General features: G+C 69.7%; 16 protein-coding genes. 7 read left to right on the top strand and 9 right to left on the bottom strand.

From position 1 onward, the window contains the following. Window positions 1-4: 4 nt before the first annotated feature. The 5 genes from OG410_RS06155 to OG410_RS06135 all read left to right on the top strand — a co-directional run bounded on the left by OG410_RS06155 (window position 5) and on the right by OG410_RS06135 (window position 6,940). The gene (locus OG410_RS06155) at window positions 5-985 is read left to right on the top strand and encodes a class I SAM-dependent methyltransferase (protein WP_329298188.1); all 981 of its coding nucleotides are present in this window, start codon (window positions 5-7) and stop codon (window positions 983-985) included. A gap of 84 nt (window positions 986-1,069) precedes the next feature. Continuing rightward, complete coding sequence (locus tag OG410_RS06150; protein WP_329298187.1) at window positions 1,070-1,861, top strand: 2-keto-4-pentenoate hydratase; 792 nt, start codon at window positions 1,070-1,072, stop codon at window positions 1,859-1,861. A gap of 125 nt (window positions 1,862-1,986) precedes the next feature. Next, window positions 1,987-4,542: an amino acid adenylation domain-containing protein gene (locus tag OG410_RS06145; protein WP_329298186.1), complete on the top strand. Its 2,556-nt coding sequence runs from the start codon at window positions 1,987-1,989 to the stop codon at window positions 4,540-4,542. Between the two features lie 26 nt (window positions 4,543-4,568). Next, window positions 4,569-5,405: a siderophore-interacting protein gene (locus tag OG410_RS06140; protein ID WP_329298185.1), complete on the top strand. Its 837-nt coding sequence runs from the start codon at window positions 4,569-4,571 to the stop codon at window positions 5,403-5,405. Window positions 5,406-5,656: 251 nt separating this feature from the next. Continuing rightward, window positions 5,657-6,940, top strand: coding sequence for an MFS transporter (locus OG410_RS06135; RefSeq protein ID WP_329298184.1), 1,284 nt, complete (start codon window positions 5,657-5,659; stop codon window positions 6,938-6,940). Between the two features lie 23 nt (window positions 6,941-6,963). Here OG410_RS06135 and OG410_RS06130 read toward each other — a convergent pair whose 3' ends face one another. Beyond that, the gene (locus tag OG410_RS06130; protein ID WP_329298183.1) at window positions 6,964-7,986 is read right to left on the bottom strand and encodes an NAD-dependent epimerase/dehydratase family protein; all 1,023 of its coding nucleotides are present in this window, start codon (window positions 7,984-7,986) and stop codon (window positions 6,964-6,966) included. Window positions 7,987-8,094: 108 nt separating this feature from the next. Between OG410_RS06130 and OG410_RS06125 the strand changes: the two genes are divergently transcribed. Both OG410_RS06125 and OG410_RS06120 read left to right on the top strand, forming a co-directional pair. Further along, window positions 8,095-8,667: a TetR/AcrR family transcriptional regulator gene (locus OG410_RS06125; protein ID WP_329298182.1), complete on the top strand. Its 573-nt coding sequence runs from the start codon at window positions 8,095-8,097 to the stop codon at window positions 8,665-8,667. A gap of 304 nt (window positions 8,668-8,971) precedes the next feature. Further along, window positions 8,972-10,000 (top strand): phosphotransferase, encoded by a 1,029-nt coding sequence (locus tag OG410_RS06120; protein WP_329298181.1) that lies wholly within the window; start codon window positions 8,972-8,974, stop codon window positions 9,998-10,000. Here the strand turns inward: OG410_RS06120 and OG410_RS06115 are convergent. The 8 genes from OG410_RS06115 to OG410_RS06080 are packed head-to-tail and all read right to left on the bottom strand — an operon-like array spanning window position 9,973 to window position 17,528. Further along, a complete protein-coding gene (locus OG410_RS06115) occupies window positions 9,973-10,221 on the bottom strand; it encodes an NUDIX hydrolase (protein WP_329298180.1) in 249 nt (82 codons plus the stop codon). The genes OG410_RS06120 and OG410_RS06115 overlap by 28 nt on opposite strands. 45 nt (window positions 10,222-10,266) lie before the next feature. Then, the gene (locus tag OG410_RS06110; protein WP_329298179.1) at window positions 10,267-11,550 is read right to left on the bottom strand and encodes a methyltransferase; all 1,284 of its coding nucleotides are present in this window, start codon (window positions 11,548-11,550) and stop codon (window positions 10,267-10,269) included. Then, window positions 11,547-12,590 (bottom strand): GNAT family N-acetyltransferase, encoded by a 1,044-nt coding sequence (locus OG410_RS06105; protein ID WP_443063719.1) that lies wholly within the window; start codon window positions 12,588-12,590, stop codon window positions 11,547-11,549. The genes OG410_RS06110 and OG410_RS06105 overlap by 4 nt, the downstream gene beginning before the upstream one ends. Continuing rightward, window positions 12,587-14,044 (bottom strand): phosphotransferase, encoded by a 1,458-nt coding sequence (locus OG410_RS06100; protein WP_329298178.1) that lies wholly within the window; start codon window positions 14,042-14,044, stop codon window positions 12,587-12,589. The genes OG410_RS06105 and OG410_RS06100 overlap by 4 nt, the downstream gene beginning before the upstream one ends. Beyond that, entirely contained in the window at window positions 14,041-14,337 is a 297-nt protein-coding gene (locus tag OG410_RS06095) for a hypothetical protein (RefSeq protein WP_329298177.1), read from the bottom strand. Before OG410_RS06095 ends, OG410_RS06100 begins: the two co-directional genes overlap by 4 nt. Further along, entirely contained in the window at window positions 14,321-15,355 is a 1,035-nt protein-coding gene (locus OG410_RS06090; RefSeq protein ID WP_329298176.1) for a phosphotransferase enzyme family protein, read from the bottom strand. The genes OG410_RS06095 and OG410_RS06090 overlap by 17 nt, the downstream gene beginning before the upstream one ends. After that, window positions 15,352-15,669 (bottom strand): hypothetical protein, encoded by a 318-nt coding sequence (locus OG410_RS06085; protein WP_329298175.1) that lies wholly within the window; start codon window positions 15,667-15,669, stop codon window positions 15,352-15,354. Before OG410_RS06085 ends, OG410_RS06090 begins: the two co-directional genes overlap by 4 nt. Beyond that, window positions 15,666-17,528, bottom strand: a complete 1,863-nt coding sequence (locus OG410_RS06080; RefSeq protein ID WP_329304036.1) for an ABC transporter ATP-binding protein — start codon at window positions 17,526-17,528, stop codon at window positions 15,666-15,668. The genes OG410_RS06085 and OG410_RS06080 overlap by 4 nt, the downstream gene beginning before the upstream one ends. Window positions 17,529-18,221 lie beyond the last annotated feature (693 nt).

Here is an 18,221-nt window from a genome sequence, read left to right as displayed (position 1 = left end):
GAAATTGGATTCCGCACGCGAGGTGGGAGCGGATTACGCGGCGGTCGCCGCGCTGCTCCAGATCGGTGCCGAGATCGGCGTGGACCAGGTGCTGGACTCGGGCAGCACGTTCGGTATCGCCGATCTGGCCGAGGCGACAGGTCTTTCCCAGGACAGCCTCAGGGAGTATGTGCACGCGCTGTCGGCCGCCGGGCTGGTCGCCGCCGAGGACGGGAACGACCTGTACCGCGCGTCCGACGACTACGCGGACTGGAGGCACGAGGTCGGGTACCTGTCCTGGGCGCTGACCGCCAACAGTCCGCTCCTGCAGAACGCCCGAGCCTTCCTCTCCGACAGCACGTCCGCCGCTGACGCCCATCACCGTGACGGGCGCCGGGTGGCGGTCAGTTCGCGCTGGATCGGGGATCGGGCCTTCTACCCCGCCGTTGTCGAACGGGTCGTGGCCGCCGACGCGAAGCACGTCGTCGACCTCGGCGCGGGCGCGGCCGGTCTGCTCATCGACCTCCTCGCCCAGGACGACCGCCGTACCGGTGTCGCCCTCGACCTGAGCCCGGCCGCTTGCGCCGCTGCGCGAGAAGCCGCGGGACGAGCCGGCGTGGACGACCGGCTGCAGGTCATCGAGCGATCGGTCGAGTCTCTGATCACCGACCCCGGTCCGCTCGAAGGGGCGGATGTCATTCAGGCGTGCTTCGTGATGCACGACGTCCTGCAGAACGAATCCGTCTTCGAAGACGTGCTGAGCACCTGCCGCAAGGCACTCGCGCCCGGCGGCGTCCTGGCCGTGGTCGATGCGGTCTCGTACGGGCAGGAAGCTCGCGAGCGTAAGTTCAGCGCCCTCTTCACCTACCTGCACTCGAACTTCATGGGAATCAAGCTGCCCACCGCGGACCAATGGGTTGAAAAGTTCCGCAGCGCCGGCTTCTCGAATGTCGATTGCGTGTCACACATCATGCCGGGTGGTCGGCTGTTCGTGGCGACCAAGTAGCTTTCCCGAGGCCTGAATGGAGGAGTGCCGAGACGGGGACAGCTGCGCCGGCCACCTGCGCAGCAGCCGATTCGGCCACGAACTATGCTTCAGGATCCACACGCCGTTCATGAGCAAATAGCCATCGAACTTTGGAACGCCAAGAACGAGCGCAGGGCGATACCGTCCATCTCCGCTCGGTATCCCGAGTTCACCGCGCTGGACGCCTACGCCATCCAGCGCACATTCCGAACCCTTGAACACAAGAACGGGGCGGTGCACGCCGGATACAAGATCGGCGCCACGAGCATCCCCATCCAGGAGATGTTCGGCGTCGATCAACCGGATTTCGGGTTTCTGACCGAAGGCATGCTTCTCGCCGACGGCGCCCGCCTCGATCCGGGATGGTTCATCTCGCCCAAGGTCGAGGGGGAGATCGCGTTCCGGATCGGCGCCGACCTCTCCGATCCCCGTACGACGGCTGCGGACGTCCTGAACGTCACCACCGAGGTCTTCCCGGCCCTGGAGGTACTCGACAGCCGTATCAAGAACTGGGACATCGCGTGGGTGGACACCGTCGCGGACAACGCCTCGTCGGCAATGGCTGTCCTGGGCAAGGCCGTTCCCTTCGACGGGCGCGACCTCGCCGCCGAGACGATGGTGTTCGAGTCGGGTGATTCCGTTCAGACGGCGAACGGTTCGGCCGTGATGGGACATCCGGCGGAGTCCGTGGCATGCCTTGTGCGCATATTGGCCTCTTTCGGCGAGGGGATCGCTGCCGGCGACCTGGTCCTGGCCGGATCGCTGGCCGCAGCGGTTGATCTCGAGGCCGGCGCCACCGTCAGCGCGTCATTCGGGTCCTTGGGATCCGTGTCCCTTTCCACCTTCAGTAATTGAGCTCTCACGCAGCTCTCTCCGCGCAACACACGTTCGACCCCAATATCGAAAGAGGGTGATTGGCAATGCGTGCTGCAGATACTGTTGATTTTGTCGAGGATCGGTCATCTGAGTCGAATGTGGCGATGATCGATGTATCGGTGCCGGCGGCTTTTGCGGCTCAGGCGCTGCGGTCCCCGGGTGCGGTGGCGGTGCGGTGTGCCGGACGGGAGCTGACGTACCGGGAGTTGGACGAGCGTGCGAATCAGCTGGCGCACCGGCTGGTGGGTCTGGGGGTGGGTCCGGAGGCGCCGGTTGCGGTGCTGATGGAGCGTTCGGTTGATCTGGTGGTCGCGCTGCTCGCGGTGCTCAAGGCCGGGGCGTTCTATCTGCCGTTGCACAGTGGTTATCCGCTGGAGCGGATGCAGTGGATCGTGGACGAGACGTCCGCGCCGGTGCTGCTGGCCGACCGGGCGATGCGTGAGCGTGGTCTGCCCGGCGGTGCTGCCCTGGTGGTGGTGGACGAGGATGTGCAGCTGGCGGGGCTGCCGGTCGGTGAGACGGGTGTGGAGTGCCGGTCCGAGCAGCTCGCGTACGTGATGTACACGTCGGGTTCGACGGGGCGTCCCAAGGGGGTGGCGGTCACCCACCGCGACATCCTCGACCTGGTCGTGGACGGGATGTTCGGGGCGGGTGCGCACGAGCGGGTGCTGATGGTGGCTCCGTACGCCTTCGATCCCTCGACCTACGAACTGTGGGTGCCGCTGCTGCACGGCGGGCGGACGGTTGTGACGCCTGGAGATGATCTGAGTGTGGCGACGCTGGCCCGGCTGATCGCTGAGGAGGAGATCACCGGGCTTCAGGTGACGGCGGGTCTGTTCCGGGTGATGGCGGAGGAGGACCCGGGCTGTTTCGCGGGTGTGCGGGAGGTGATCACCGGCGGTGACGTGATCTCCCCGACCGCGGTGCAGCGGGTACTGGAGCACTGCCCGGACACCGTCGTGCGCTGCGCCTACGGTCCGACCGAGACCACGCTGTTCGCCACCCAGGCCCCCTGGACCACGGCCGACGAGGTGCCCGCACCGATACCGGTCGGACGCCCGCTGGACGGCATGCGCGCCTACATCCTCGACGAGAATCTGACACTGGCCCCGGCAGGAGTGAGCGGGGAACTGTATCTGGCGGGTGCGGGGTTGGCCCGGGGCTACTTCGGGCGTGCGGACCTGACGGCGGAGCGGTTCGTGGCCGATCCCTTCGGCCCGGCCGGCAGCCGCATGTACCGCACCGGCGACCTGGCCCGCTGGTCCGGCGAAGGCGTCCTGGAATTCGTCGGCCGGGCCGACGACCAGGTCAAGATCCGCGGCTTCCGCATCGAACTCGGCGAGATCGAAGCCGTACTGGGCCGCTACCCCGGGCTCTCCCAGGTCGCGGTCACAGCCCGCGAGGACCAGCCGGGCGACAAACGCCTCGCGGCCTACGTCGTCGCCGAGACCGGGAACGACGGGGTGGACGCCGAGGCCCTGCGTGCGCACGCGGCCGGTCTGCTGCCGGAGTACATGGTCCCCTCCGCGTTCATGGTGCTCGACCGGCTCCCGCTGACCACCAACGGCAAGCTGGACCGGCGGGCCCTGCCCGCCCCGGACATGCCGACGAAGGCCGGAGCCGGGCGCGGTCCGCGGACCCCGCGGGAGGAGATCCTCTGCGGACTGTTCGCCGAGGTACTGGGCGTACCCACGGTCGGCATCGACGACAGCTTCTTCGAGTTGGGCGGCCACTCCCTGCTGGCGACCCGCCTGGCCAGCCGCATCCGATCGATCCTGGGCGTGAAGCTCTCGATTCACAAGCTGCTCAAAACTCCCACCGTGGCCGCTCTGTCGAACCTGGGCCAGGCGGACAGCGAGGAGCAGGACAGCGCACTGGAGCCCGTGCTGAGCCTGCGGTCGGTCGGCAGCCGTTCGCCGTTGTTCTGCGTGCACCCCGGAGGCGGCATGGCCTGGTGCTACGCCGGGCTGCTGCGCTACGTCCCGAGGGAGCACCCGGTGTACGGGCTCCAGGCCCGTGGACTGGCCACGGACGAGCCGCTCCCCGCCGATCTGGATGAGTTGATCGAGGACTACCTCGGCCGGATCCGGGCGATCCAGCCGTCCGGCCCGTACTCCCTCCTGGGCTGGTCCTTCGGCGGCAAGGTCGCCCACAACCTGGCGGCCCGCCTCCAGCAGGAGGGCGAGCAGGTGTCCCTGCTGGCTGTGCTCGATGCCGGTACCGGAGGACACGCCGGCGCGGACAGCATGCGCAGCCAGCGGGATCTCCTGGAGCTCGCGTTCGACGGAATCGGGGCCTTCCATGCCGAACCGGGCGACGACCCGATCGAGATGCCACGAATCCTCGAGATTCTCGAGTCCCATGGCGGAACACTGGCCAGCCTTGAGGAACGGACCGTTGCCGCTCTCATCGACATCACGGAGAACAACCTCAAGATCAGCCGGGTAACAGCCCCCGAGCAGTTCGACGGCGACATGCTCTTCTTCGAAGCGGCCGGGCGGGACGGTGTGTCCACCGGACTTGCGGAGGTCTGGGAACCGTATGTGAGCGGCCACATCGAAAAGCACGTGACCCCTTTCAAGCACATGCAGATGATGAGTTCGGATGCGCTCGCCGACATTGCTCCAGTTCTGGCTCGCGCGCTGAAGAAGCAGTTCTGATGAATGAAGCAGGCAAGGAGCCATTGATGTCCGACAAACCGACGCCCAACAGGTCGAGGCTGCACCGAGGGCGGGTGCTGCGCGTCGAGTGGGTGACCCCGCACATGGCCAGGGTCGTGCTGGGCGGTGAGGGCCTGCAAGGGTTCACCGTCGGGCAGTACACCGATCACTACATCAAGTTGATCTTCCCCCTGGAGGAAGTGCAGTACCCCGAGCCGTTCGACATCTCGGTCATTCGCCGGGACTTCCCCCAGGACCAGTGGCCCAAGACCCGGACGTACACGGTCCGTCGGTGGGACCCGGATGCCGTCGAACTGTCCGTGGACTTCGTCTATCACGGTGAAAGCGGTCTGGCCGCTCCCTGGGCCGCGAAGGTCAAGCCCGGGGAGGAGATCTACTTCATCGGTCCCGGCGGCGGCTACTCGCCCAGGGCGGAGGCCGATTGGCATCTGCTCATCGGCGACGAGAGCGCCTTGCCCGCGATCGGGGCTTCCCTGGAGGCAATGCCGTCAGGCACGGTCGCCAAAGCGTTCATCGAGGTCTCCGGTCAGGAAGAGGAACAGGAGATCCGGACACCGGCCGATGCCGAAATCATCTGGCTGCACCGCGGGGAGCGTCAGATCGGCGACTTGCTCCAAGAGGCCGTCTCCACCTTGGACTTCCCGACCGGAACGGTGCATGCCTTTGTTCACGGTGAGGCGCACTTCGTGAAAGCGCTTCGGCATCACTTGCGGATGGAACGCGGCCTGACACGCGATCAGCTGTCCATTTCCGGCTACTGGCGACGCGGGGCGGACGAAGACGGCTGGCAGTCCTCGAAGTCCGAGTGGAACCGTGACGTGGAGGACGCGCCCCCGGCGTAGCTCTCGGCCCTTTCCGTGACATCGGTGACCTCGCGCCCCCTGTTCGCCGGCGGCGAGGTCACCGATGAGCCAGTGCACGTTCGTTCTGCTGGGCCGACCGAAAACGAATGTGGCGTTGATCGGCGAATGGCCTGACTTCTCCCTTCCCCCTGTCCGGGGTGCTCTTTCTGTCTCACCGTAGCTGTCCCAAAATTCCGTTCTCGGGAGAATCGTTGAAAGTCACCAGTGAAGAGAAGGCGACCCAGCCTCGCTTGGGGAGCAGTTTCAACAAGGTGTGGGTGGCGGCGATCGCCTCGTCCTTGGGCGACGGCGTTCAGATGGCCGCACTGCCCCTGCTGGCATTCCAGCTGACCAGTGATCCGCTCCTCATCGGTGCGGTCGGCGCCGTCGGTACTCTGCCGTGGTTCCTGCTCGGTCTGCCGGCCGGAGCGCTGGTGGACCGGTGGGACCGGAGAAAGGTGATGCTGCGTGCGGACCTCGTCCGGTTCGCCATCCTCGCCCTGCTCACGGTCGCCGTACTGACCGATCACGCAAACATCTTCCTGCTGATAGTGGCGGGATTCGCGCTGGGCTGCGGAGACATCTTCTTCGACATCTCCGCACAGGCCGTCATGCCGGTGGTCGTCTCCGGGGACCAGGCGCTCATCCGGGCCAACAGCCGGATCTCCGCGGCACAGATCAACGGCGAACAGCTCGCCGGCCCCCCGCTCGGCGGAGTCCTCTTCTCCCTGTCACAGTTCCTGCCGTTTCTGGGCAACGCGTTCTCCTTCCTGGTCAGCGCCGTATGCGTCGGGTCCCTGAAAGGCGACTTCGGCAACGCGCCGACCGGCGAACCGACCCGCACAAGCCTGCGCGCCGAGGTCGCCGAAGGACTGCGCTGGCTGCTGAAACACCGAGTGCTCCGAGCACTGGCCGGCACCGCCGCCATCGGCAACCTCGTCTTCACCGCCAAAATGTCACTGCTGGTCCTGCTGGCCAAGGGCCAGCTCGGACTCGGTGACATCGGCTACGGCCTGCTGCTGAGCTCCACCGCCGTCGGTGCCTTCATCGGAAGCTTCATGTCCACTTCGATCTCCAAGAAGATCCAAGTGGGCAGCATGCGATGCATCGGCATGTCCGTCGAAGGACTGGCCGTCGTCGGACTCGGCCTGACCACGAACCCCTGGATCGCCGGCGCGATGATGGCCACCATCGGATTCTCGATGAGCGTCCAGATCGTCATCGTCGGTTCGCTGCGCCAGCGCCTCGCACCGGCGGAAATCCGTGGACGAGTACTTTCCGCAAGCCGGCTGATCTCCCTCATGGGCGCACCCTTCGGAGGCGTTCTCGGAGGCTACCTCGCGGGCGCGATCAGCCTGCGGACGCCCTTCATCATGGGCGGCCTCCTCATGGTCCTGGTGGCCCTGCTCAGCCTGCCCGCACTCAGCAACCGCGCCATCCAAGAAGCCACAGAAGAAGCCACAGAAGAAGCCACCACCACGCAAACGCCAGAAGAAGCCACCGCCACCCCATCGAACCAGGGCGCGTCGAAGTAGTCGCGAGACCACTGTTCCAGGCGTCACACGGCGTGGTGGTCCAGCAGGCTGCGGCCGCAGTCGATGACGGTGCCGCGGGCCGGGCGCGGCTGCCATCCCAGGATGCGGTGTGCCTTGGCGGTGCTGTGGCGGTTGCGGCGTCCCAGGGCCGGGGTGATGTCACGCAGTGACGGGTCGCGGAAGCGGGCGGCGAGGCGGACGGCGAAGTCGGGGATCCGGCGCGTGGGCACCCGGTCGGCGTCCCGGCCCAGTTCTTCGCGCAGTGTGCGGGCCATGTCCAGCATCCAGGTGAATTCGCCGGTGGCGAGGAAGCGTTCGCCGGCGGCTTGGGGCGAGGCCATGGCGCGGATGTGGATGTCGGCCAGGTCTCGGACGTCGACGATCTCCAGGCCGATGCGCGGCACGCCCGGCATGGCACCGGAGAGCATCCGCTGGATTATGCCGACCGAGCCGATGGTGCTGGTGGCCAGGATCGGTCCGAAGACGGCGCCGGGGAGGATCGTGGTGAGTTCGGTGGGGCCGTCGTAGGCGGCCATGTAGTCCCAGGCGGCCCGCTCGGCGAGTGTCTTGGAGCGGCGGTAGGGGATCAGTGCCGGGTCGTCGGGGTCGGTCCACAGGGTCTCGTCGGTGATGCCCTCCTCGGTGTAGGAGGAGGGACTGGCGGTGTTCGCCGCGGACGTCATCACGACGCGCCGCACCCCGGCTTCGGTGGCGGCGCGCAGGACACGCAGGGCCCCGTCGCGCGCGGGGGCGATCATGGCGTCCGAGTCGTCGCCGACGGAGCCGCCCAGCGGGGAGGCGACGTGCAGGACGTGGTCGACGCCCTTGACCGCGGCGCCCCAGCCTTCGTCCTCGGTGAGGTCGGCGATGGCGAACTCCAGCCGGCCGTCCGTGTCCGCCTGGGTGGCGACGGCTTCACTCACCGCCCGCTGCTTGCCCTGGCTGCGCACGGTGGTGCGGACCCGGTAGCCACGCTGCAGCAGTTCGACGATGCACCAGCCGGCGACGTAGCCGCTGCCTCCGGTGACCAGAACCGTTTCCGGCATGGCTGTCCTCCACAAGGTGTGACAAGATTAAACGGAAGCCCTTCCGTATTGTCTTTCCGAACGTAACGGAAGCCCTTCCGTTTTGCAACCGGACCGATCGGATCAGCCATGACTCCACCCCCCGGCCGCGCCACGCGCACCGACGCGCTGACCAACCGGGCCCGCATCCTCGCGGTCGCCGGCGAAGCCTTCGCCGCCACATCGGGGACGTCCATGACGGCCATCGCCAAGCAGGCCGGGGTGGGTGTGGGGACGCTGTACCGGCACTTCCCCACCCGCGAGGCGCTGATCGTGGAGCTCTATCACCACGAGATCCAGAAGGTCATCGACCTCGCCCACACCCTCGCGGCCGAGCTCCCGCCACTCGATGCCCTGCGCCGCTGGTTCGAGGAAGTCGCCCGCTACGGGAAACTCAAGTACGGCGTCTCCGAGGTCATCCACGCGGCGACCAACGGGGGCCTGGACGACAAGAACTACGAGCCCTTCCTCGCGGCCATCGCGGTCCTGCTCGACGCCGGCGCCGCCTCCGGCGACCTCAAACCGGGCACCGACCCGCAGGACGTACTCCTGCAGCTCAGCGTCCTGTGGCGCATCCCCCCAGGCGAGGGCGCGGAGGCCCGCGCGGCCCGCATCCTGGACCTCATCCTCGACGGACTGCGCACTCGGCCCGGTGGGTCCTGACCGATCTGCCATCGCGGAGTGATGCCTGCCTCGCGTGCCTGCCTCGCGTACGGGCCGTCCTCGCGGTACCTGACTTCGCCGATTGCCTCCGCCAGGGCGGTGAAGCGGTCGAGGATGACGGGCGGCAGGGTGGGGTCACGGGCGTTGGCCGGTCGAACTGTCCGGGAACGTTGATGAGAACTGGCAGCACCTGGGCAGTGCCGGATGTCTCGCTGCGGGGCGCCGGCCCTCGGCGGCGTGAAGCAGGACGGCCGGTTGTGCGTCGTGACCGCAGGATCGTTCGGCTGAGTGGAAGGATGGGCGCGTGTCGTTGCGGCTGCCGTTCGGGGACGGGCTACGGGCCGAGCTGGGCGCGCCCAGGCGCTCTCACAGGCTGGGCAGCAGCCCTCGCTCGCGTGTGTGGCGCGTCGAGCTGCCAGAGGCGACGGCGGTGGTGAAGCAGATCGTCGACGGTGCTGATGCCGACGAGCGATACGCCCGCGAGGTTGCCGCCCTGCGTCTCGCCGCCCGAGCTGAGACTCCTGTGGTGCCCGCGTTGCTGGCCACGGATCCCGGCGAGCGGATCCTGGTCCTGGAGTATCTGGACCACCGACGCCCGGCCGGCGACTGGATCGTCGACTACGCAGGCGGGTTGGCGCGGCTGCATGCCACCGCCCGTCCGGAGGACGTTGGGGTACTTCCCCGGTGGCAGGGCCCGAACCAAGCCGACATCGACTCTTTCGTGCGGCTGGCCGAGGCTCTGGAGGTTCCTGTCACGCCTGGCGTGACCGGCGAACTCGACGACCTCGTGAACCGGCTCGCTCAGGCATCCGGGTATGCCCTTCTCCACGGAGATCCCTGTCCCGGTAATGATCTCCACACCGCCACGGGGATCAGATTCATCGACTTCGAGCAAGCGTCGCTGGGCAGCGGCTTGATGGAACTCGCCTACCTGCACATCGGGTTTCCGACCTGCTGGTGTGTCACTTCAGCATCGGAGTCACTGCTGGAACGAGCGGAGAGCGCATACCGCGACGAGTGGCGAACCCTGACCGGCTCCGACACCCAAGACGGGCTCGCCGACGCATGCGCCGGCTGGCTGCTCCGCGGCGACGCGCTGGTTGAGCGGGCACACCGCGAAAGCACGGATCACCTGGCCCGGATTCCGCACCGGGACTGGACGTGGGGCACCGCGACCGCCCGGCAACGGCTCGTCCACCGTCTCGGGGTCGTTGGCCGGATGACGGCCGACCACACCTCGCTCAGCGGTCTGAGCAGCCTCAGCACCGCCATGCGTCAACGAATGCTCGCGCGCTGGCCCGGGCTTCAGCCCGTTCCGGCAAAGCGACCATAGAGGTCGGCTGACACTCCAGGATCGTCGCCGAGTCGAGGCGGTCGTGGAGCACATTGATGACGTATACGTCCTCCGCGCGCCGCCGTCAGCCCTGTCTCCTCCGCCAACTCCCTTACAGCGGCAGCCGGGGCGGCTTCGCCTGTCTCGATGCGGCCCGCGGCAGCCCCCCAAGCCCCGGTCGAGCGGCCCGGCAGGACCCGGCCGAACGTGTCGATGACCACCGCCGCGGCACCGAAGACGGCCTGCGGCTCGGGCCGCGGATTCTCCTACGCGCTGAACGACCCGGCCGGCCCGCGCAGGACCAGCACCGCCAGACCTTCTGCGTCAAACCGCCTGACCTGCTCGAACCCGTCGGTGAGCGCGGCGAGTTCGTCCTCGTCCAGCGCGATGTGGCGCCGCTCTTCCGCGGTGTGCTCCACGACCGGCGTGATGATGACGAGCACCCCGCCCTCGCGCAGCCGTGCGGCCAGACGGCGCAGGACACGAGCACGATCGCGGACGAAAGCTACGGACAGCCGCAGGACGACCAGGTCGTAGCCGTCCTCGGCGAGGTCGGCCAGGTCGTCGTGCTCCGCGTCCCGACACAGCCAGCGCACCCCCTCCGACTCGGCCTGCTCCGCACGGGCCCGCACCAGCGCACCCTCGGCGAAGTCCACGCCGTCGACGGTGTACCCGAGCGAGGCGAGGTACGCGGCCGTCTCGCCGGTCCCGCAGCCGACGTCGAGAGCGCGGCCGCCCCCGGGCGCCGGCGCGTGCTCGACGAGCAGGCGCTTCTCCTCGTCCCCGAGCCGCCGGAAACCGCGGCCGTCGGTGTAGTGCTCGGACCATTTGGCCGGGGTGTGTCGAGTGTGTCCCACAGATCGCTCCTCGTTGGTGAAAGCGGGCCGGTGGTGCGGCAACGGCAGTTCGACGGGGCCGTAGAGGGCGGCCGGCTGCTGGGTCTGCAGTGCCCAGTACCGGTCGCCGAACGACCAGTGCCACCACTCCGTGCCGTAGTTGATCAAGCCTGCGACGGACAGCGCACCGCCCAACGTGGCCCGGTTCGTGCGGGCCCGGTCGCTGAGCCCGGGTGCGTCGGTGTAGCAGGCGCCCTCGGACTCCTCCGGGGAGGCGTTGACGCGCGTGCCCATGTCCAGCTCGCGGCCGAGGTGGTCGATCAGCGTCACGTCGACGGCCGCGCCGGCGGAGTGCGGTGCTATCTCCGGAGGCGAGACGAAGCGGCTGGCGGCCTCCCGGAGCTGGGCGGCCTGCCAGCCTGGATGGGCGCGGGCCAGCTCGTCGGAGTACTCCTCGAAGTACCGCCGCTGCAGGGCCGGGGGCCGGAAGCCCTCGACGAAGAGGAGCATCACGCCGGTGGGCAGCAGTGACTGGGCGCGCAGCAGCCGGGTGAGGACCCCTTGCCGGACGTGGGCCCAGGCCCCCACCTCGTCGCGTTTGCGGTCGTCGACCTTCAGGCCGTTCATACGGACGTCGACGAGGTCCTCGCCGCAGTCCTGAAGGGGGATCGCGGCCACCCTCCGGTCGGACATCAACACGATGCCGCTGCTCATTCGTTTCCCCAGTCCCAGGTGCCGAAGTACGCGGCCTCGCCGGTACGGCGGGCCTCCTCCACCGCGCTCAGGCGCGCGAAGTCGCGGGGCGGCATCAGCGCCCTCCACCCGGCCAGGGGCAGGACGCGGACCTCGTCGTGCTCCTGCGGATCCAGGGTGATGCCGCGGATCTGTGCCGCGGTGAGTCGGCCGCCGTCGAAGACCATCCCGATCGTGCTGTAGGGCCACTCGGCGCCGGGCAGCCCGTACACGGTGGCCAGCAGCCGGGGCGGGCCGGACACGGTCAGGCCGGTCTCCTCCCGGCCTTCGCGCACGGCCGTCTCCCAGGGCCGCTCGCCCTTGTCCATCGTTCCGCCGACCAGCTGCCAGGGATGCGCGGGGGAGTAGACGGAGTGCAACTGGAGCGGCCGGTCGTCCTCGTCGGTGAAGTACAGGCAGGCGAACGCGGTGGCCTTGAGGACTGTCTCGGCGTACTGCTCGGGAGGCAGCCAGGTGGGGCTCCTCTCCGTGGTGCTCGCGGGAGCCGGTTCCACGAGACGCGTCATCCGCATGAGCGCCGGGGTGCCCGTAAAGCCCAGCCCACGGTAGAGCGGTTGCGCTTCCACGTTGGCGTGGAGCTCGAACAGCGTGACGTGCTCGACGCCGGAGAGGTGGTCGAGCAGCGTCGAGACCGCGGCCCGGGCGTAGCCGCGGCGCCGGAAGTCCGGGTGCGTGGCGACCACGTGCACGCGGGCGGCCAGGCCCCGGGGGTAGGCCGGTGCCGGGAGCCCGGGATGGATCAGGCCGAGGGCGCAGGCGGCCATCGTGCCGTCCGGGGCGTCGATGACGAAGGCCCGCGCATCCCCCTGTTCGGTCAGCCGCGGTGCCAGCTCGTCCGTGCACCGGCGGATCCACTCCTCGCTCAAGGGCTCGGACAGGATGTGCTCGGAGCGCATCCGGATGACGGCCTCGGCGTCAGCGGGCGTTGCCGCGCGGACCGGCGGTCGCCCGGCGGCATCCTGCGGTTCGGTCGCGGCGGCGGGTGCCGTGTCGGCGTTCACGGGGCATCTCCTGTCGAAGAGAGTGGTGCGTGGTGCTCGGCGCGCAGCCGGGCCAGTGTCCGCCGGCCGCGCTCGACCAACTCGGGATCACCGTGGGCGACGCCGAACGCGATCCCGCTCACGGCGTCTAGGGCCATGTCGATGTCCAACCGTGCCTCCTCGGCATCGGTCAGGGACCTGCCGTACCCGGCCAGGAACGCTTCGAACAGGTCGGGGCGGCCGACCCAGGCATCGGACAGGCGGACCAGATCCCGTACGGCCGGCCCGGGCTCACTGCGCTCGAGGTCGATCACCGCCACGAAGACGTCGGGATCGTCCGCTCCGTGTCCCGCGTCGGGGCCGGCAGCGTCGGCGACGTAGAGGATGTTGCGGAGCTGGAAATCCCCGTGGGTCTCCACCCGCTCCAGCGGCCGCAGGTCCTCGGCCTGCCGGACGAGCTCGCGGACGAACTCCTCATCGCCCGGACGCAGATGAGACCGCGCCCCGGCCAGATGCCGTTCGGCCTTGGCGACGGCCGGGCCGCTGTCGGCAGGAGCAGGCCGCGGGGGTGAGGACCGGTGGATGCGGCGGGCCAGCGTGCCGATCCGCTGGAAGACAGCCCTCTCCCGCTCCGGGGTAAGGACAGCGCCGTGCAGCGGACGGCCCGGCACCGCGGTGAGCACCACCGCCCTCAGCTTCTCGTCGGCGGCCACCAGCCGGGGCGCCGCCTCCCCCAGTGCCGGTGCCCACGTCCGCAGCCCCCGTACTTCCCTGCCGTGGAACCTGTCGCTCCGGTGGACCTTCACGTACCAGGTGCCGCCCTGCGCGCCATGGGCCCGCCACACGCGGCTGTCCTCGCGCGCCCACGACGTATCCGTCCACTCGGCGATCCGGCCGACCGCCCGCTCCGCGAACTCCACGACCGGGGCGTCGGGACGGCGGGCGAACGCCCGGCCGGTCACGTCCGGGACGAGACGCAGCCGGTCGGCGTCGGGGTCGAAGGCGATGCGGTCGCCGGGCAGTTGGAAGTGCACGGCAAGGTGCACGCCCGCGGCGTAGGCGTCCAGGCCGGCACGGCAGTACGCCACCGTCCCGGCGGGCAGAGCGTCAAGGGGCGCCCAGTCCATCGCATCGCAGACGTCCGGCTCCGCGATCCGGGGCTCGCCCTGCCACCGTCGGACCTCGAAGAAGTATCCAGAGCGGGAGGAACCGCCGGGGCTGCGATGATGCACGGTCACCGCGGCCCGTACGTCGGCCGGCTCGATGACGACACCGGTCTCCTCCCGCGCCTCGCGTACCAGGGCGGTGACGATGTCCTCGTGCGGACCGTCCAGATGCCCCGACGGGAGATGCCACAGGCCGGCGGCGTACACCTGCCCGGCCCGCCGCGACAGCAGAACCTCCGGCCCCTCGGCGGTCTCCCGGCGCAGGATGAGATGGACGTCCACCGGCTCGGTGTGCCGCTGCCCGCTCACTGCGCACCACCCGGACGCCGGGCGAGCAGGACCGTGAACACGGTCTCCTCCACCAGTGATCCGCCTGCCGCGAGCTCGTCGGGCAGCGCCCGGGCCTCATCCTCGAACGCTGCGTGCCGCGCCCCGAACAGGTCGGCCCCGGCGACGGACACGCTGCGCAGACAGCCGAGCACCACCTCCGACGTCCTGGACCGCGTGGAGGGGACCCGGTACTCGGTCACGTCGCTCCACGCGCGGTGTCGCCACAGCGAGGGCCGGGTGCCGGGTGAGGAGGGGTCAGTGCAGGAGGTCATGAAGCACCTCCTCGGCTTCTGTCAGGCGCTCGCACAGCTCGACCACGGCGGCCTGCCGGTTCCGGCCGTACGCCTGAAGGTCTGGGGTGACAGCGGCCGGGTCGTCGACGGCCTCGGACAGGGGATACACGGAGCAGGCCAGGTACCCCGCTGCGACCCGGGGTACGGCGAGCAGTTCTTCGGCCGGCAGCGCCGGGTCGGCCGCCTGGTAGGCGGCGATCGCGCCGGCCAGGCCGGTGGGCCAGTCGGGTTGGGCCAGGACCGTGCGCGGGTCGAGGACGATCCGCCCGAGCTCCCACACGGGACTGCGGTGCCCCGGCGGCCGGAAGTCGATCAGTGCCGCCACACGCTGTCCGCGTAAGAGCAGGTTGGGCGAGCCCAGGTCGCCGTGGACGGTCTGCACCGTCAAGGCCGTCGGCAGCGCTTCGAGCAGGGCGGCCACGGCGGGCAGAGCGTCGAGCCGCCGTGCTGCGGTCTCCCGCGCCCAAGAGGGAAACCCCGAGGCGGGTGGCTTCTCGGCGAAGCGGGCGAGCAGACGTTCGAGGCGCTGCCGGGCCTGTTTCACATCGCAGACCTCCCGGGCGGGTACGTGGCGCGGCGGTCCGGCCGGGTGCCGGGCCAGGGTCCGGTGCAGGCGGCCGACCGTCTCGCCCACCGCGGCCCACCGGTCGCCGGACAGGCTGCCTTCCGCTGTCTCCGTGTTCTCGACGAACGCCGCGACGGACACCGCCATCCCGTCGGCGGTCGCGATGAGATCGCCGTCCAGGGTCCGCCGCACAGCCGGCACCGGGATTCCGCCGAGCCGCGCGAACCGGCCGAGCTCCAGCGCCTGTCGCTCCGCGTCCAGCACGGCGCCCGCCGGGTAAGCCTTCACGAACCACCGGCCGCCGTCGCTGTCCCGGGCCACGTAGTTGCGGGTCGCGGTCCCCACGGGACCTCTGTCGACCACGGTGGGGATGATCCGGTAGAACAGCGGCAGGATCTCCGCCACGGCCATCACGTCCGACCGGGCGCTCATCCCCGCACCACCGGCGGGCCGGGGTGGTTCAGCAGCCGCCGCAGCGCTCGGGCATCCGCCTGCAGTTGCTCTTCGTTCCGGCGCCCGAGATCGAGCAGGTCGAAGGGCAGCGGTCCGCCCGGTGCCCCGGCTTCCCGGTCATGCGGATGCCGGGCCGGATACGCCTCGGTGGTCGTAGGGACGTGGGGACGGGTGGGTGGCACGTCATCACCTCGGGACAGCGTGGGAGGGGCGGAGAAGTCCGTGGCCGTGGGCGTGGCCGTGGGCGCGGCCGTCACGGCGGGGCTCGCCGAGGTGGCACTGCGGCGGCTCATGCGGGTGTTCCGTACTTCTCGCCGTCCGGCTCGGACGTGATCTGATAGGACAGCAACTGCCTGAATGGGCCCGGCTGTTGAGCGAGCTGCGCGTAGGTTCCCTCCTGGACGATCCTGCCCTCGTCGAGGACCACGATCCGGTCGGCGACGGCGACGTTGGTGATGCGGTGGGTCACCAGGAGCACCACGCGGTCCTGGGCGAGACCCCGCAGCCGCTGGAAGATGGAGTACTCGGCGCGGGGGTCGAGGTTCGCGGTCGGCTCGTCCAGGACCAGCAGTCCGGCCTGGCGGAAGAAGGCCCTCGCGAGGGCGATGCGCTGCCACTGACCGCCGCTGAGTTCCTCCCCGTTGAGCCACTCGCGGGCCAGGAGGGTGTCCAGTCCGGCACCGAGCCTGTCGACGACCTCGTCGGCACCGGACGCCTCGCAGGCCTCACGTACCGCCGCGTCGCCGCGCGCCGTGGGCTGTCCCTGGGTCACGTTCTCGCGCACGGTCAGCGGCCAGTGCGCGTAGTCCTGTGGCACCAGGGCGACCTGCTGCCACAGAGCCTGCGGGTCGGCGTCGCAGGTGGGGGCGCCGTCCCACAGCACCTGACCGTCCGTGGGCAGGTACAGGCCGCTGACCAGCTTCGACAGCGTCGACTTCCCCGAACCGTTGAAGCCGACGAGGGCGGTGACCTCGCCGCGGCGCAAGGTGAGCGAGACGTCGGACAGCGCGTCGCGGTCCTTGCCGGCGTACCGGTGGGTGACCGACGTGACCTCGATGGTCTCCGGCGGCGCGGGACGGTGCGGGCCCCGGCGCATGCGGAAGCCGCCGGCCTTGTCCAGGAAGCCGCTCCAGTCGTCCATGTACAGGCCCGTGCGCATGGTGCGCGCGCCGACGGACACCAGACCGCGGACCGACATGCCCACCGTCTGCAGAGCGAAGACAGCCGTTCCGGCACGCCCGACGGTGATACGGCCGGTCGCGAGCAGCCACACGACCGCCGCCCACACCACCGCCGATCCCAGCCCTCCGCACAGCGCGCCGAACAGGGACATCCGGGCGCCCTTGTCGGCCGCGGCCCGGTCCTCACGGTTGATCCGGGCGACCGTCTGCCGGTACCGGCCGGACAGGAAGCCGGCCATGGTGCCGGCGCGGATCTGATCGGCGGCGTCCTTCGTGTAGATGTGCCAGCGCAGCACATTCAACATGCGCTGGTCACCGTTGCTGCGCAGGTTCGCCAGGTAGCGCACACGGGCGGCACTGACCTGGGCCAGGGCCTGGGGAAGGCTGGCCGCCACCAGAAGCGGGAGAAGGACCCAGTGCACGCTGGCCAGTACCACCGCCCCGGCGAGGAAACTGGCGCCCGAGGCGATGAGGTCCTGGCCCTCGTCGATCAGGTCACCGGTGACCTGAGCTCCGCGGTCCGCGGCCTCGCGGTCGCGGTTGAAGTCGGGCTCGTCGTAGGCGCACAACTCGACCTCGGCGCAGCCGGTGAGCAGCATCTGCTCGGCCTCGCGCGACATCAGCGGGCCGAGCCGGGAGGACAGCCAGCTGACGGTGATCCCCAGCAGGGCACGTGCTCCGGAGGCTCCGGCCAGAAGGGCTACGGACGGCCAGGCTTCGAGGAGCCGGTGGTAGACGTCTCCGCCGGTGAAGAGTGCGGTGAGGGTGCCGCTGATGGCGACCAGGCCGACGGCCTGCATCACGCCCGCGGCAGCTTGGCACAGCAGCAGACCGGTGGTCGCTCTCCGGTCGACCCGCCAGGCGAGAGCCAGTGAGCGGCGCACCAGCTGGGGCAGGCGCCGGGCCATGTCGCGCATGCGGATGGACCGACCGGCCGCTTCGCGGCTGCCGGTCAGGTCGACGTAGCGCATCTGCGGCTCCGGGGCGGCGCCCGGCTCGGCTTCGGGGCGGGCGTCCGGCTCGTTCCGCGGTTCGGTTTCCGGTCGGGCGTCCGGCTCGTTCGGTGGTTCGGGAGGCGGCGTCGCGGCTGGGGGAGCCACGGGGGTGGTGCGCGGCCCCGGGACGCTGTCGGCTGATGCATCGCTGGGCTCGCTCATGCCGCCCACCCCGATGACGGTCGTGATGCGCGGGCGAACAGGGCGCGACGCACGTCGACGGGACGTCGGAACGCGGTGGCCCGGGCGACCTGAGCGGGGGGATTCTCGAACACGGGGTGAAGGGCGGTAAGCACGCGGACGGGATTCACGAATTCTCCTAGGTAGCGGGGAATGAGCTGAGCACCAGCACAACGCCCCTGATCAAGGGGTGGATACGGGCAGACCCGGGCGACTGGTCGAGTGCAAGTTCGATGCCGGGCGGGGAGGGCAAGTGCTGTCGGCCTGGGCGCGAGGCACCTGCCCGTTCGATTCACTCGTCAAGGGGACAGCGGAGCGGTCGTAGCCCGAGCGGGGGATTGCAGGACGGCGTCGACGGCATCGGTCTCCTTCGGCGAGGTGTGGGTGTGCTCTGCGACGGCACCCTCGCCCACGCCACCGACAATCAGCGGGGGAGGGCACCGTGATCCGGACAATCCGACCCGGCGGTGTCTCCAGGCCCGTCCGCAC

The sequence above is a fragment of the Streptomyces sp. NBC_00659 genome (assembly GCF_036226925.1).
Classification (GTDB): domain Bacteria; phylum Actinomycetota; class Actinomycetes; order Streptomycetales; family Streptomycetaceae; genus Streptomyces.
This window is presented reverse-complemented; position numbering and strand designations above follow the sequence as displayed.

Bases quoted from the DNA above. Each gene is read 5' to 3' on its own strand.
- OG410_RS06150 (WP_329298187.1), top strand. From the start codon at position 1,070: ATGCTTCAGGATCCACACGCCGTTCATGAGCAAATAGCCATCGAACTT.
- OG410_RS06145 (WP_329298186.1), top strand. From the start codon at position 1,987: ATGATCGATGTATCGGTGCCGGCGGCTTTTGCGGCTCAGGCGCTGCGG.
- OG410_RS06140 (WP_329298185.1), top strand. From the start codon at position 4,569: ATGTCCGACAAACCGACGCCCAACAGGTCGAGGCTGCACCGAGGGCGG.
- OG410_RS06130 (WP_329298183.1), bottom strand. From the start codon at position 7,986: ATGCCGGAAACGGTTCTGGTCACCGGAGGCAGCGGCTACGTCGCCGGC.
- OG410_RS06125 (WP_329298182.1), top strand. From the start codon at position 8,095: ATGACTCCACCCCCCGGCCGCGCCACGCGCACCGACGCGCTGACCAAC.
- OG410_RS06110 (WP_329298179.1), bottom strand. From the start codon at position 11,550: ATGAGCAGCGGCATCGTGTTGATGTCCGACCGGAGGGTGGCCGCGATC.
- OG410_RS06095 (WP_329298177.1), bottom strand. From the start codon at position 14,337: ATGACCTCCTGCACTGACCCCTCCTCACCCGGCACCCGGCCCTCGCTG.
- OG410_RS06090 (WP_329298176.1), bottom strand. From the start codon at position 15,355: ATGAGCGCCCGGTCGGACGTGATGGCCGTGGCGGAGATCCTGCCGCTG.
- OG410_RS06085 (WP_329298175.1), bottom strand. From the start codon at position 15,669: ATGAGCCGCCGCAGTGCCACCTCGGCGAGCCCCGCCGTGACGGCCGCG.
- OG410_RS06080 (WP_329304036.1), bottom strand. From the start codon at position 17,528: ATGCGCTACGTCGACCTGACCGGCAGCCGCGAAGCGGCCGGTCGGTCC.